Origin of the sequence: Microlunatus speluncae (genome assembly GCF_009299835.1) — a bacterium.
GTDB classification, from domain to species: Bacteria; Actinomycetota; Actinomycetes; order Propionibacteriales; family Propionibacteriaceae; genus Microlunatus; species Microlunatus speluncae.
Map to the genome: position 1 here is coordinate 241,013 of NZ_VKCZ01000008.1, position 12,837 is coordinate 253,849.

The following is a 12,837-nucleotide window of genomic DNA, read 5'->3' on the forward strand; positions in this document are numbered from 1 at the left end:
GAGGCTCATTCCAGGCTTCAGCTGCGCTCGGCGGGGCCGGCGACACCGGTGGCGCGGATCAGGTCGGCCGCCTGGTCCGGCGCGAGGTCGGCGACGGTGCAGCCGCCACGCCGGCAGGCCGCGCTGGTCGCGGTCAGGGTGAGCAGGCCGGCGCGTCGCTGCAACGGCGACTGCGAGATCCGCCAGCCGATGATGCCGTCATGAGCCAGCACCGTGGTCCGCCGGTCCAGCAGACCGGATCGCAGGATCAGGTGGCCACCACGCGAGCCATGCCCGAGGCTTCGGTATTCCGCAGTCCCCAGCAGGACGGCCAGCGGCACGACGATGATCATCGCGAGGCCCACGCCGAGCCACCACCACGGCTGGTCGGTCACCAGAGCGGTGATCAGCAACCCCGCCACGATGATCATGGAAACGACGAGGCCGCGAACGACCCGGCGTCGCCGCGCGGCCGGCGGATGCCGGACCAGTTCGGGGTCGGCCAACGACGGCGCCTCGGGCAGCACCCGTCCGGCCAGCTCGGCTGCCTCGTCCCGCGGGATGACCGGGGTCAGGTAACGCATCGAGCCGGACTTGTTCTCCTCGTCCTCCTCGGCGGCGGCCGACACCGACAGCGGCTCGACCCGGGCGCCGCCGGCCAGCCGGCCCAGCAGCGGCTCGGACAGGATCATCCCGCGGAGCCGGCGCAGGTCGAGCCCCAGCCGTCGGTGCGCCAGCAACCCGCGCTCCATCGACAGCCAGTCCCGGCCGGACCGGGACAGCCGGAGCCGCCACCACTCCTCGACGAAGACGATCATGCTCAGCGCGATGCCCAACCCGACCAGCAGCACCACCCCGGCCAGCACCAGCTGCCAGAGCGGCCACGACCCGAGCAACGGCGCGGCCCAGGCCCAGACCTGCTCCGGCTGGAGACCGAACACGCCCAGCCCGCGATAGCCGACCAGGGCCAACAGGGCCACGCCGCCGACGCCCCAGACGGTCAGCGGCGCATAGCGCAGCCAATCCCGGCTGAAGATCAGCAGCGTGTCCGGATCGGCCTCAGCGGCGTCGGCGCCGGTGGGGCGCAGTGCGGCACGGAGCCGATCCGCGTCAGCCACCCGGAGCCCCGACAGCGTGATCGTGTCCTGTTGCGCGGCCTGGCCGGCGGAGATCTTGATCCGCTGCAACCCGAGCAGTCGTTGCACCGGGCCGGCGGTCGTCTGGACGCTGCGGATCCGGGACCGGGCGACCGACTTCCGGGTGCGGAAGAGCAGTCCCTTGGTCAGCTCGAACCGGTCGGCGGTGACCCGATACCGGGTCGTCGACGCGGTGATCATCTCGGCCACCATCAGCAGCACGAAGATGCCACCGATCACCGCGGACCGGATCAGCGGCTCCGGCTGCAGGGTGAAACCGCCGATCAGCCAACTGAGCAGGGCGGAGCCGAAGGCCGGCAGCAGCCAGGTCAGGTTGGCGGCAAAGGTGCGCCGGCTCGGCCGCGTCCAGTCGATCACGACCGCGGGCTCGACCTGAGCGGTGATCATGTCCCGTCCTGATCGGTGAGGCCGGCGGCGGTGGCCAGGCGGTCGACCAAGGCCCGGCCGCGATCGGCGTCGAGCCCGGTGATGATCACCGGGCCGGCGGCCGACGCGGTCGTCACGGTCACGTCGACCAGCCCGAACGACCGCTGCAGCGGGCCTTGCTTGGTGTCCACCGTCTGCACCCGGCTGATCGGCGCGATCCGCCATTCCCGCCACAGCCAGCCGGTCGCGGCGTAGACCCGGTCGTCGTCCACTTCCCAGCGGTGCACCCGATAGCTGGCCGGCGGGACGATGATCAACAACGCCACCAGGATCAGCACGCTGCCGGCCAGGACCAGACCGGTCGGCACCGGCCAGCGGGACCAGGTCCAGAGACCGGCAGTGACGAGCTCGGCCGCCAGCACGATCACGGCCAGCAAGGCGAGCTGAGCCCGCCACCAGCCGATCGCCCGGCGATCGATCCGCTCCCCCGGCGAGATCGGGAACTCGCCGGTCGCTCGCGGTTCCATCACCGGCTCCGCCACGCTCGATTGCGATCTGCTGTTCACCGCACCACCTTTCCGATACAACTGACTCGATACATCTGCATCATAACAACGGATCTGCTACGGTTGCAATACAAGTGCATCGGAAAGGAGAACCCGGGTGTGCCGAAACTGATCGATCACGAGGCTCAGCGCGAGCAGCTCGCCGAGGCCGTCTGGCGGCTGGCGGCCGATCGGGGGCTGGAGTCGGTCAGCCTGCGCGAGGTCGCCCAGGAGGCCGGGGTCTCACTGGGCCGGGTGCAGCGCAGCTTCGCCAGCAAGGACGAGATGCTGCGGTACGCCCTGGCCCTGATCAACACCCAGGCCGGCCGGCGGGTGGAGCGACGGGTGCTGGCGCTGGGTGACCAGCCCTCGACCGCCGACCTCCTCCGGGAGAGCCTGACCGAGGTGCTCGGCCTGGAGGAGGACAGCCGGCTCGCGATCCGGGTGCAGCTGGTGTTCTTCACTCGCTCGATCCACGACGAGGAAGTGGCCAAGATCATCCGCGGCGACAACCTGTCCGACCTGTATCTCTTCACCGCCGACCTGATCACGAAGTTGATCAGGCGCCGCGGTGAGATCGACCCGATCAAGGAAGCCGAACTGCTCTGGTCGACCGCGATCGGCCTCGGCACGGACGTGGTGATCGGCCAGCGGGATGCCCGCGAGGCCTGCGAACTGCTGGACTACTACCTGGTCCGCCTGCTCGGCCCCTCCGGCTGGCCGGCCGCCGCCCACATCGCCGCCCGGCTGCCCTGAAGCCGGGTTACTCGGCTTCCCAGGTGCCCATGATCACCGCGCGGCCGATGCTGTGCGAGAACAGGTTGAAGCCGAGGTAGGCACAGCTCGCCTCGGCCGGGATGCCGAGCGACTCGACATCCACCGCGTGCACGCCGATGAAGTAGCGGTGCGGCCCGTGACCGGGCGGCGGCGCGGCGCCCACGTAGCCCGCGAAGCCGGCGTCGTTGCGCAGCTGGAACGCCCCGCCGGGAAGGCCGGACCCGCCCTCGGCGCCGGCGTCGGTGGCCAATGCGGTGGTCGACACCGGCACGTCCACGACGGCCCAGTGCCAGAATCCGCTGGTCGTCGGCGCGTCCGGATCGAAGACGGTGATCGCGAACGACTTCGTTCCAGCCGGGAAACCGGACCAGGACAGCTGTGGCGACCGGTCCGCGCCCCCGGCCCCCATCCGGCCACTGACCTGGGGCAACTCGAGCCGGCCACCGTCGCCAAGATCTTCACTGGTCAAACCGAAGGACGGCAACGAGCCGATCACGTCATAGGGAGTAGCCATGGCACGCACCCTAGTTCCCTCGGTCCTGCCAGGTGCAGATGCAGGCCTCGTTGCCCTCCGGATCGGCGAGGATCCAGAACGCCCGGGCCGCGCGATCGGACAGCAGCCGGCCGCCGGCGGCGAGGGTGGCGGCGATCCGCCGGTCCGCCACATCATGCGCGACGGTGACGTCGAAGTGGATCCGGTTGCGCTGCGGCCGCGGCTCGGACATTTGCTGGAACCACACCGCGGGGGACACTCCCAGCGGGTCGACCACGGCGCGGACGACGCCGTCGTTGTCGGCCGGCGCGTCGACGTAGTCGAGCACCGCGGCCCAGAACGGTCGCACAGCGGGGATGTCGAGGGCGTCGATCGCGATCTCCAGGGTGGTCGGCCGGGTCGGCTCGCTGGTGATCACGTGCCCCGCGGCAAGACCGGAGATGATCCGGCAGAGCTCGAGATCGGCCTCGGTCAGGTTTTCGATCACCCGGGTCGTGCACACGACGTGCAGCACATCGGGCGCGCGCAAGTTGATCATCGGATGGTGACCGAGCCGATCGGCGGCCTCGGCGATCCGGCCGGCCAGGGTGCCGGCGGCCGCGTACGACCCGCAATGGAACACCGCCTCCGCCCGGCCGAGCAGGAAGCGCCAGTCCGTCAGCCCGAGGGCGTCGAAGGCGGAGGCGGTGACCCGGCGCGAGCTGCTGATCATGCCGGTACTGTAACCGGGCTAGTGGCATGGTCAGGAGGGTGCTGAAGGATCCTCCTAGAAGAAGGTCGGGCGTCACCGGCGGCTGGTCATCGAGGAAGGCGGTCACCATCGGCACCAAGACCGCCGACTCGGCCAGAATCCCGATGTGCGACGTCGCCGGCAGGACCACCAGTCGCGCCTCTGGCACGGCCTGCAACCGGCCCGCCGCCGCCGCCTGCTCGTCGCCGCCACCGCGCAGCCGTGACAGGGCCAGCGCATGCTCCGGGCGTACGGCATCGGCGTCGCCGATGATGATCATCGTCCGCGCCCGGATCGCGCGCAGTTCGTCGTCGCCGATCTCCTGATCATCGATCCCGAAGATCTTCATCTTCTCGACGAAGGCCGCGAACGCCTCGGGGTCCGACGTGTGCGCCAGGAACGCCCGCTCGACCGACGTTTCGGCGAAGGACGCCGCGCTGAGTCCCTGGATCCCGTCGAACACCGACGAGTACCACCCGTCCTTGCGATAGGCGGCCGACAGCGAGACCAGCTTGCCGACCAGGGCCGCGGCGTCGTCGCCGAACTGTTCGTAGGACAGTGGACGCGCGATGTCCGGGGTACGGCCGTGGCCCTGTTGATCGAAGATGATCACCGGGCGATCGGCCGCGAACGCGGACACCCACGGCCCCATCGAGGCGGTGGCCATGAAAGCGCCGGGGATCAGCAGCAACGGGGGCCGTCCGGTCTCCCCCAGCTCGCCGTACACCTCGTGGTAGAGGCTCAGCCCGTTGATCGGCAACTGTCCGCTGCGCGCCGGCCGGGTGATCATGCACCCTCACCGCTCTCACGCGTGCTCGGCGCCGCGGCCGGCGTCATAGCTGCCCGGCGAGCTCCTCGGCTCCGGCCCGGGCGAGCTCGATGGCGCGGGTGGCGAGCGGCGAACGGGTGCGTCCGGCCGGCCAGTAGAGATACCAGGTGCTGGCGGGAGCCGGCCGTAGCGGGTGGATGGTGAGCCGGTCGTCGGACCAGGCGTCGGAGCCGTGCAGGGCCAGCCAGGGCAGGACTGCCGAGCCGATGCCGGCCCGCACCATGGCCACGATCGTGTCGTGGCCGGTGGTACGGAACACGATCCTGGGCCGGGCGCCGGCGGCGACGAGTTCGCGTTCCAGCCAGCGCTGATGCTGATTGGCCGGCCAGGCGACCAGCGGGGCGTCGTCCAGCCGCGGCACCGCCACCGGTCCCGCGGGAAACGTGCCGGCGCCGGCCACCAACAGATACGGCTCGTCGAACAGTTCGGCGTGCTCGACGTCGCCGTCGATCCGGGCGTAGTGGAACAACAGGTCGAGCTCGCCGAGCTGCGGATCCTCCGGCCCCACCTCGTGCAACCGGACGTCGCAGCCGGGATGCTCGGCGAGCAGCCCGCGGATCACGGCCGGCAGGATGACCGTGGTCGCGCCCTGAAAGGTGCCGATGTCGATCCGGCCCGCGCCGGCCCGGAACCGCTCGACCGCGTCGGTCAGCCGCTCCGCCCTGGTCAGCAGGTCGCGTCCGTGGGCGAGGACCACCTCGCCCAGCGGCGTGATCCGTACCGGACGAGGACCTCCGGGCCGGTCGAACACGGCACCACCGACGGCCTTCTCCAGCGCGGCGATCTGCTGGCTCACCGACGACTGGGTGTAGCCGAGCCGGTCAGCCGCCCGGCCGAAGGTGCCTTCCTCGGCGATGGCAGCCAGGGTCCGCAGGTGGCGCAGCTCGAGGTCAACCATGTTCGAGAGCATAGCCAAGGGCGATCGCATCCATCGGAATCAATCGCTTTTCAGGATGAGCTCACGCCTCTAGATTCGTGGACATGGTGAACCAAGATCAGGAAGCGCCGATGATCGATCGCCGGCTGCGACTCGTGCCGGTCAACGGGGTCGACCTGTGCGTCGAGACGTTCGGCGAGCCGGCCGACCCGGCGGTGTTGTTGATCATGGGCGGCGGAGCCTCGATGGACTGGTGGGAGGACGAGTTCTGTGAGCGGCTGGCGGCGGGGTCGCGGTTCGTGATCCGGTACGACCACCGCGACACCGGTCAGTCGGTCAGCTATCCGCCCGGCCGGCCGGGATACACCTCGCGGGAGTTGATCACCGACCCGATCGGGGTGCTCGACGCCCTCGGCCTGGCCCGGGCCCATGTCGTCGGCCTGTCGATGGGCGGCGGGATCGCCCTGTCCCTGGCCCACGACTTCGCCGATCGGTTGGCGTCGCTGACCGTGCTGGGGACCAGCCCGGGTGGCGACGGGCTGCCGCCGATGTCGGACGAACTGCGGGCCGCCTTCTCCGGCGGGATGGCCGAGCCGGACTGGTCCGACCGGGCGTCGGTGATCGACTATCTGCTGGCGGACGCCCGGCTGTACGCGGCCCCCTCGCGGACGTTCGAGGAGGAGGCGATGAGGGCGTTCCTCGGCCGGGTCTACGACCGCACCGTCAACATGGCCTCGGTCATGAACCACTTCATCGCCCCCGGCGTCGGCGAGTCCGACCGGGACCTCGGCACGCTGACCGTGCCGACCCTGGTGCTGCACGGCACCGAGGACCCGCTGTTTCCGTACCAGCACGGACAGGCGCTGGCCGCGGCGATCCCGGGCGCCCGGCTGGTGCCGCTGGAACGGACCGGCCACGAGATCCCCGAGGTGGCCTGGGACGTCGCGATCCCGGAGATCCTGCGACACACCGCCGGCCAACTCGGCCCGCCGACCGAGGTCGATCAGCCGACGAGGCCCAGCCTGGCCGCGTCGAGCAGATCGGAGAGCTGCCGGGAGGGCCCGTAGCCGAAGCCCAGGTGCATCGACCGGCTCAGCACGGCGGGATTCCTGGCGACGGCGGCCTCCGTCAGGGTGTAGTTGACGGGCGCCGGGAAACGGATCAAGCGGTGACTCATGTCCTTCACGGTGACGGACTGGATGTCTTCCCAGCCGACGTCGATGACGGCGGTCCAATTGCCGTGACGATACTGCTGTTCGGCGAACCGGTCGAGGGTGAGGACCAGCCGGCGCGGCCGAAGCAGGAGCCGGAGCGTCGAGACCAGCCCGGCCACGCCGACGATCACGCCGAGCACCCCGACCGGCAGGAAGGTGTCGAGCCGGCCGAACTCGATCCACTTGACCACAACGGGCCAGCCGAGCAAGACGCAGCCGACGAGGAGGCCGAGGGAGAGGAGCGCGTACAGCAGGAGCCGCCGTTTCCGGATCGGCACGACCGCCGCCTGCCCCTGAGCCAGCGCTTGGAACTGCTCGCCGTACCCTCCCGCACCGAACACCCGCCAGACACTAGCGAATTGCGCGGGTCACCGGAGAGTTGCCCGTCCATCGCCCAGGAGAGCTAGTCCGTCCCCGACAGACTGGCTGTGAAGGACACGCGTCGAGTCGGCTGGCTGCAGTCGAGGATGGCCAAGGTGGTGAGTTCAACACTGTCCCCCGAGCGGACCGAATGTCCGTCACTCGTTCGAGTGACATGCGGACGATACCGGTCTCCGTTGTACGCCGGTCTGTCTGACATCGCGCCGGCTCGAAGCGCACCCTCGAGCAGGCGAACGTGCAGTCGTTGGAGTACGGCTGACGCTTCGATGGTCGAGACCTCGACCGTGCCGTCCTGGCCGAACAAGGCATCGCCGGTGGAGGTCGCCGTGATCGGGCCGGTGACGGCCGCGATCTCAGTGATCATCGACTCCACTGCCGCCGATCGGTCGTCCGGCACCAGGAATTTCGGCAGCACAGTGAGGTGGAGGGGGACCGTGCCTTGCTCGAACTGGTCCCCCGCGCTGATCGGCACCAGCGGAGCGATCACCACCAAGCTGAGCATCCCCGAAGGCTAACGGACCCGCTCATCGGCGCGCCGCGTTCTAGGGTGCAGGGGTGGCTCTACCGCTGGAAGCAGTGGTCTTCGACGTGGCCGACGCGCACGATGTGGCCACAGGGGTTTCAGCGACGACGGGAGTCACCGATGAGCACCACCACCATCGAATCCGGAGGGCTTGCAGGAATCGAGCGCTGGCTGGACGAGCAGTTCGCCCGCATGGTCGCCGCAGCTGACATTCCCGGCGCTGCGGTTGCGGTGCTGGCGGGTGACGAGGCACTCGAGCGGGCTGCCGGGGTGCTGAACCTGCGCACCGGGGTGGCCGCGACCACTGATTCCGTGTTCCAGATCGGTTCGATCACCAAGGTGTGGACCGCGACCCTGGTGATGCAGCTCGTTGACGACGGCCTGCTCGACCTGGATGCGCCGGTTCGCACCTACCTGCCGAACTTCCGCGCCGCCAGCGACGAGGCGAGCGCGGTCATCACGCCGCGGCACCTGCTCACCCACACCAGCGGCTTGGAAGGCGACTTCTTCGTCGAGGTCGGCCGGGGCGACGACGTGATCCAGCGGTACTGCGACGAGATCCTGCCCGACGTCCCGCAGCTCTTCCCGCCGGGCACCCTGTTCTCGTACTGCAACACGGGCTTCATCATGCTCGGCCGGATCGTCGAAGTGCTCAGGAAGCAGCACTACAACGACGTCCTGCTCGAACGACTGGCCGAACCCCTCGGGCTGCGAGCGGTTTCACCGCGCGCCGACGACGCGATCCTGCACCGGGCGGCGGTCGGACATCTGCGCTCCGACGGGAAGTGGCTGCCGGCTCGTGCCTGGGCCGCCGGTTACGCCGGCATGCCGGCGGGCTCGATGCTGGCGATGACGGCGGCCGACCTGCTGAGATTCGCCCAGAGCCACGTCGATGGCAGCACCACGACCCTTTCTGGAGCAGCGAGCCGGGCCATGAGGACGGCCCAGGTCGAAGTGCCCTCGCCCGACGGGTTGGAGGCACGCTGGGGGCTGGGCTGGGCAGTCGAGCACTGGCCGGGCGGCCTGGTGATCGGCCACGACGGCGGAACGATCGGGCAGAGCGCGTACCTCAGGCTCGCCCCTGAGCACGGCGTCGCCGTCGCCCTGCTCACCAACGGCGGCCGGCCGGACCGGCTGTTCCGAGCCTTGGCCGGACCCGTGTTCCACGAACTGGCCGGGATCGACCTCCCGCCACGCCCCGACCCACCTGAGCATCCGGAGTCGGTCGATCCGCACCGCTACGTCGGTCGGTACGAGAGCCGCACGAGGCTGATCGACATCGAGGCCGATCGGAACGGCGAGCTGTTTCAGGTGTTCCGTCTTCAGAACGAGCTGGCGGACATGCTGCAACGATCGGCCGCCGAGCGGAACCAGATCGTCCGGCTGAGCGGAGACACGTTCATGATCATCGGCCGGAACTCGCACGACACGTTCAGCTTCGTCGGTGATGACGGAAGTGGCCGCGCGGCGTTCCTGCACAGCGGTGGCCGGGCCAGTCCGCGCGTGCAGGAACGCCATTCCCACGCCGACCGCGAAGTCAGGCCCAGCCGCACGAACAGCCGTCGATGGTGCTCAGCCGACGAGCAGCCAAGTTGATCACTCGTCGAACCTCGGACGCAGCAGGTGATAGACCTCCTGCATGCCGTAGCGATCTCTCAGGATCTCGAGAATGATCAACGGTGGCTCTGGCGGGTTCTTGCGACGGGTGGACATTTCCATGATCGCGGTGAATCCCTGATCAGGATGAAACGCTACGGTGTTTCCGGCAAACTCTGCCGGAGTGAGGATCTCCACCTCCGCCGCCTCGAGACTCCTCGACGCCGCGAACCCCGCCCGACGGTCGGTCGTGACGATGACCTCAGCGCCGCCGAAGATCGCGGCGTGCACCACATGACCGTCCCCGGGGTCCGACAGGTCGTAGCCGTAGTCAACTGATCTTGGCGCCTGAATCGTCGATCCAGGAAAACCTCGCTTCATCTGGCGCAATAGATGCGTTCGAGCCGGCGGATAGTCCGCCCTCCCACGGCGCTCGTTGAGACGTCGCAATACGTCACTGAGCTCGTCCAAGACACCCGAACTCCACAACGGGGTGTACGCCTCTTCCGCCGCGAGCTGAAGCAGGAAATCGCGCTGACGGCCCGGAACCAAGACGCAGGTGTCGAGGACAGCGCGAAGCATGAGCAGAGTCTGGCAGGAGCCACCCTCACTGGAGGCGGTTACCGCTCGCTGCGCACCTCGGCCAGGAGATCGTCGGCTTCGGCGGGGTCGACCTCGCCGTATTCCGCCGCAGTCTCGGCGATGAAGTTGCTCCGGCGATCGTGCAGGTGATCGCGATAGCGCAGCACGTCACGGAGCCTGAGCTTGCGTCGCGTCGCCCCCGGCACGGTCGCAGGCAGTTCGTGATCATTGATCAGGCGCACCACTGTAGGCCGACTGACACCGAGGATCTCGGCTGCCTGTTGAGTGGTGATCTCCTGCTCGAGGGCAAGGATGCTGACCGACTGCCCACGGGTGAGCGCCTCGACCGCTTGGGTGAGGATGTCGTACAACGCCTTGGTGAGCTGGATCCGCTCATCGGCGTTGGCACCCGAGAGGTAATAGGTCGCCTCCGGCCCTGCGGTGATTCTGGGCTCGTGGCTGCGAAGCAGGCTCAGCACCTGCGCCAAGCCTTGGGCTTCATCCTGGGAGGAGGTAACGACCTGCGCTGTGTTGCTCACGATCCCAGGCCTCCTCGAGGCGGGCACGCCATTCGGCGACCCATTGACTTAGTTCAGTCTAGGTCAACCTAGGCCAGTTACGAAAGTTACGAAAGTCGAGAGGTCCGGGCGAGCTAGTTCACCTGTGCCGCGAGCTGACCGCAGGCGCCGTCGATCTCCCGACCGCGGGTGTCGCGTACGGTCACCGGCACGCCGCGCTTCTCCAGCCGCCGGACGAACTCTTCCTCGTCCTCGCGCCGGGAGGTCGTCCATTTCGAACCAGGGGTGGGATTCAAGGGGCACAACCAGACTAAAGGTGCACCCTTGCCTGGAATTCGGTGCGGGCTCGAACGCGATCGACACGATCGACCCTCCTCGAGCCTCCAGGCAGCGATCCTCTGCCCGCCGTGGGCGCAGAGCTCTACACTTGAGCCATGACATCGAGGCTTGCGGAGTTCATCGAGGCGGGCTACACACTGACGCCGGACGAGCGACTTGAGGCCGCCCGGATGCTGCGACTGAGTGTCGATCACGACACCGACCGCGATCAGGCAGAGATCGATGCCGCCTGGGACGACGTGATCGACCGTCGCGTGGAGGAAATCGTCAGCGGAAGAACCGAGACCGTGGACGGCCGGGCGGGGCTTGCTCGGATCCGAGACGAACTCTCAGCGCGTCGCAGGTGACGTTTCGCTGGCGCGAGCACGAGCAAGCTCACGCAGAGTTGCGCGAGGCGGCGCTGTACCTCGACGGGGTGCGCGAGGGGTGGGGTCAAAAGTTCGCCGATGCCGTCGAGGCCGCCGTTGAAAGCATCTTGGAATCTCCACACAGTTGGGGCCTGCACGGCGGCAAGCGTCGAACCCCGCAGGTCCACTCGAGAGGCATCGCGGGCTTCCGGTACAGCATCAAGTACATCGTCCGAGGCGACGAGGTGGTCGTCATCGCGTACGCCCACGAGCGACGCCATCCCGACTATTGGGCTCAACGTCTGAGCGAGTGATCCCGAGACGCCGGCCTAGGCAGATTGTCAGAGGCCTTCGAGGACCACCCGAAATCAGGGAGCTGTCCTATCGTTCGGTCATGGATGATCCAGTAGCCATCGCAGCGACTGGACTTCCGGCACCCACGCTCCTGCCTGCTCATGATCAACTCCGGCGACGGGTTGGATGCCCGTCCGTATGCAGGCCTCGTTGGCGGCCTGCACCTTCGACCCGTGCACGTCGCGCACAACGGTTCGATGCGAAATATCTCGCTCGAACTGACTCCCCTCGGCGCGCGGAAACTGCTGGGCGTTCCAGCCGCCGAACTGGCCGGACAGACTATTGATCTTGACGCTGTCCTCGGAGATGTGGCCGCAGCCATCACCGAACGGCTGGCAATGGCGACTACCTGGGGAGCTTGTTGTGCAGTCCTGGACCAGGCGCTGGGTGCGCTGGCCACTCGCGCCTCCGATTGGCGTCTCGTGGACTACTGTGCCCAGCGCAACTGGCACCGCATCCTCGCGTCTGGCGGCAAAGTTCAGATCGGAGACCTTGCCGCAGAGTCGGGCTACAGCCATCGTAATCTGAGAGAGAAATTCGTCCGGGAGTACGGCATCTCGCCGAAGCAGGCCGCCAGAATCGTTCGGTTCGAGCGATCCAGTGAACTAGTCAAGAGCCTCGGACGAACGAATCGCCATACGACATCTCCGAGGCCCTCGCTGTCCGAGATCGCGGCCCGGAGTGGCTATTACGACCAAGCTCACATGACTCGTGACTGGCATGACCTGGCCGGTTGCGCACCGTCAGCATGGCTCCGCTCCGAAGACCTCCCTTTCGTACAAGACACCGATCGTGCCTTCGGCGCAAGCTGACTGCATGGAATCGACTACACAACCGAAACTGTGGCCCAGCCTCGGATACCGAGACGCCGTCTCAGCTGTCCTTTTCCTCAAGGAAGCGCTGGGGTTCGACGAGATCGCCAACCACCCTGGAGAGGCTCCCGGAGCGATCAATCAGGCAGTGCTGCGCTGGCACTCAGGCGCTATCGTTACGATCCACACCGCCGAACCGGACGTCGTCGGCTTCGATGACCTCGGGCCTCGGATTCCGATCGGAATCTACCTCCATACAGACGACCCGGACGGATTGTACGAACGGGCAGTGAAGGCCGGAGCCGAGCCGGTCGGCGGGCCGCAGGCGTCGCCGCACGGGACCCGAGACGCAACTGTCGCCGATCCCGAAGGCTGCCTCTGGAGCTTCGGAAACTACCGGGGCGATTGATCAAGCGGG

At 68.1% G+C, this 12,837-nt stretch carries 18 protein-coding genes; 8 read left to right on the forward strand and 10 right to left on the reverse strand.

Features of this window, described 5'->3' with window-relative positions; all coding sequences use genetic code 11:
* Window positions 1-17: 17 nt before the first annotated feature.
* Entirely contained in the window at window positions 18-1,523 is a 1,506-nt protein-coding gene (locus tag FNH24_RS12450; protein WP_152362502.1) for a PH domain-containing protein, read from the reverse strand.
* On the reverse strand, window positions 1,520-2,029 hold the full coding sequence (locus tag FNH24_RS12455) for a PH domain-containing protein (RefSeq protein ID WP_152362503.1): 510 nt from the start codon (window positions 2,027-2,029) through the stop codon (window positions 1,520-1,522). Before FNH24_RS12455 ends, FNH24_RS12450 begins: the two co-directional genes overlap by 4 nt.
* Window positions 2,030-2,167: 138 nt before the next feature.
* Between FNH24_RS12455 and FNH24_RS31435 the strand changes: the two genes are divergently transcribed.
* Window positions 2,168-2,803: a TetR/AcrR family transcriptional regulator gene (locus FNH24_RS31435; RefSeq protein ID WP_161606113.1), complete on the forward strand. Its 636-nt coding sequence runs from the start codon at window positions 2,168-2,170 to the stop codon at window positions 2,801-2,803.
* A 7-nt stretch (window positions 2,804-2,810) separates the two neighbouring features.
* On the opposite strand, the gene FNH24_RS12465 is transcribed toward FNH24_RS31435, so the two are convergent.
* Together FNH24_RS12465 and FNH24_RS12470 are read right to left on the reverse strand one after the other, a co-directional pair.
* Window positions 2,811-3,338 carry a YbhB/YbcL family Raf kinase inhibitor-like protein gene (locus FNH24_RS12465; protein ID WP_152362505.1) on the reverse strand — a complete coding sequence of 176 codons (528 nt, stop codon included), beginning with the start codon at window positions 3,336-3,338 and terminating at the stop codon, window positions 2,811-2,813.
* Between the two features lie 10 nt (window positions 3,339-3,348).
* Window positions 3,349-4,029, reverse strand: coding sequence for a VOC family protein (locus tag FNH24_RS12470; protein WP_152362506.1), 681 nt, complete (start codon window positions 4,027-4,029; stop codon window positions 3,349-3,351).
* A gap of 38 nt (window positions 4,030-4,067) precedes the next feature.
* On the opposite strand from FNH24_RS12470, the gene FNH24_RS31810 reads away from it, so the two are divergent.
* Window positions 4,068-4,373, forward strand: coding sequence for a hypothetical protein (locus FNH24_RS31810; protein ID WP_161606114.1), 306 nt, complete (start codon window positions 4,068-4,070; stop codon window positions 4,371-4,373).
* A 507-nt stretch (window positions 4,374-4,880) separates the two neighbouring features.
* Here the strand turns inward: FNH24_RS31810 and FNH24_RS12480 are convergent.
* The gene (locus tag FNH24_RS12480; RefSeq protein WP_152362507.1) at window positions 4,881-5,774 is read right to left on the reverse strand and encodes a LysR family transcriptional regulator; all 894 of its coding nucleotides are present in this window, start codon (window positions 5,772-5,774) and stop codon (window positions 4,881-4,883) included.
* 83 nt (window positions 5,775-5,857) lie between these two features.
* Between FNH24_RS12480 and FNH24_RS12485 the strand changes: the two genes are divergently transcribed.
* Window positions 5,858-6,820, forward strand: coding sequence for an alpha/beta fold hydrolase (locus FNH24_RS12485; RefSeq protein WP_246186860.1), 963 nt, complete (start codon window positions 5,858-5,860; stop codon window positions 6,818-6,820).
* On the opposite strand, the gene FNH24_RS12490 is transcribed toward FNH24_RS12485, so the two are convergent.
* Window positions 6,757-7,308, reverse strand: a complete 552-nt coding sequence (locus tag FNH24_RS12490; protein WP_152362508.1) for a hypothetical protein — start codon at window positions 7,306-7,308, stop codon at window positions 6,757-6,759. The two genes, FNH24_RS12485 and FNH24_RS12490, sit on opposite strands and share 64 nt — an antisense overlap.
* Before the next feature lie 62 nt (window positions 7,309-7,370).
* Window positions 7,371-7,850 (reverse strand): 2'-5' RNA ligase family protein, encoded by a 480-nt coding sequence (locus tag FNH24_RS12495; RefSeq protein WP_152362509.1) that lies wholly within the window; start codon window positions 7,848-7,850, stop codon window positions 7,371-7,373.
* A gap of 141 nt (window positions 7,851-7,991) precedes the next feature.
* Here FNH24_RS12495 and FNH24_RS12500 point away from each other — a divergent pair, with 141 nt between their 5' ends.
* Complete coding sequence (locus tag FNH24_RS12500) at window positions 7,992-9,467, forward strand: serine hydrolase domain-containing protein (protein WP_152362510.1); 1,476 nt, start codon at window positions 7,992-7,994, stop codon at window positions 9,465-9,467.
* On the opposite strand, the gene FNH24_RS12505 is transcribed toward FNH24_RS12500, so the two are convergent.
* The 3 genes from FNH24_RS12505 to FNH24_RS12515 form a co-directional block, all read right to left on the reverse strand.
* Window positions 9,468-10,049: a PIN domain-containing protein gene (locus FNH24_RS12505; RefSeq protein WP_152362511.1), complete on the reverse strand. Its 582-nt coding sequence runs from the start codon at window positions 10,047-10,049 to the stop codon at window positions 9,468-9,470.
* A gap of 38 nt (window positions 10,050-10,087) precedes the next feature.
* Window positions 10,088-10,588 carry a helix-turn-helix domain-containing protein gene (locus FNH24_RS12510; protein ID WP_217428183.1) on the reverse strand — a complete coding sequence of 167 codons (501 nt, stop codon included), beginning with the start codon at window positions 10,586-10,588 and terminating at the stop codon, window positions 10,088-10,090.
* 113 nt (window positions 10,589-10,701) lie between these two features.
* Window positions 10,702-10,863, reverse strand: coding sequence for a hypothetical protein (locus FNH24_RS12515; RefSeq protein WP_484502519.1), 162 nt, complete (start codon window positions 10,861-10,863; stop codon window positions 10,702-10,704).
* A 138-nt stretch (window positions 10,864-11,001) separates the two neighbouring features.
* Here FNH24_RS12515 and FNH24_RS12520 point away from each other — a divergent pair, with 138 nt between their 5' ends.
* The 4 genes from FNH24_RS12520 (at window position 11,002) to FNH24_RS12535 (ending at window position 12,828) form a co-directional block, all read left to right on the forward strand.
* Window positions 11,002-11,253 carry an addiction module protein gene (locus FNH24_RS12520; protein WP_152362512.1) on the forward strand — a complete coding sequence of 84 codons (252 nt, stop codon included), beginning with the start codon at window positions 11,002-11,004 and terminating at the stop codon, window positions 11,251-11,253.
* Window positions 11,250-11,567, forward strand: a complete 318-nt coding sequence (locus tag FNH24_RS12525; protein WP_152362513.1) for a type II toxin-antitoxin system RelE/ParE family toxin — start codon at window positions 11,250-11,252, stop codon at window positions 11,565-11,567. Before FNH24_RS12520 ends, FNH24_RS12525 begins: the two co-directional genes overlap by 4 nt.
* A gap of 141 nt (window positions 11,568-11,708) precedes the next feature.
* Window positions 11,709-12,419, forward strand: coding sequence for a helix-turn-helix domain-containing protein (locus FNH24_RS12530; RefSeq protein WP_152362514.1), 711 nt, complete (start codon window positions 11,709-11,711; stop codon window positions 12,417-12,419).
* Window positions 12,420-12,423: 4 nt separating this feature from the next.
* Window positions 12,424-12,828, forward strand: coding sequence for a VOC family protein (locus FNH24_RS12535; RefSeq protein WP_152362515.1), 405 nt, complete (start codon window positions 12,424-12,426; stop codon window positions 12,826-12,828).
* Window positions 12,829-12,837 lie beyond the last annotated feature (9 nt).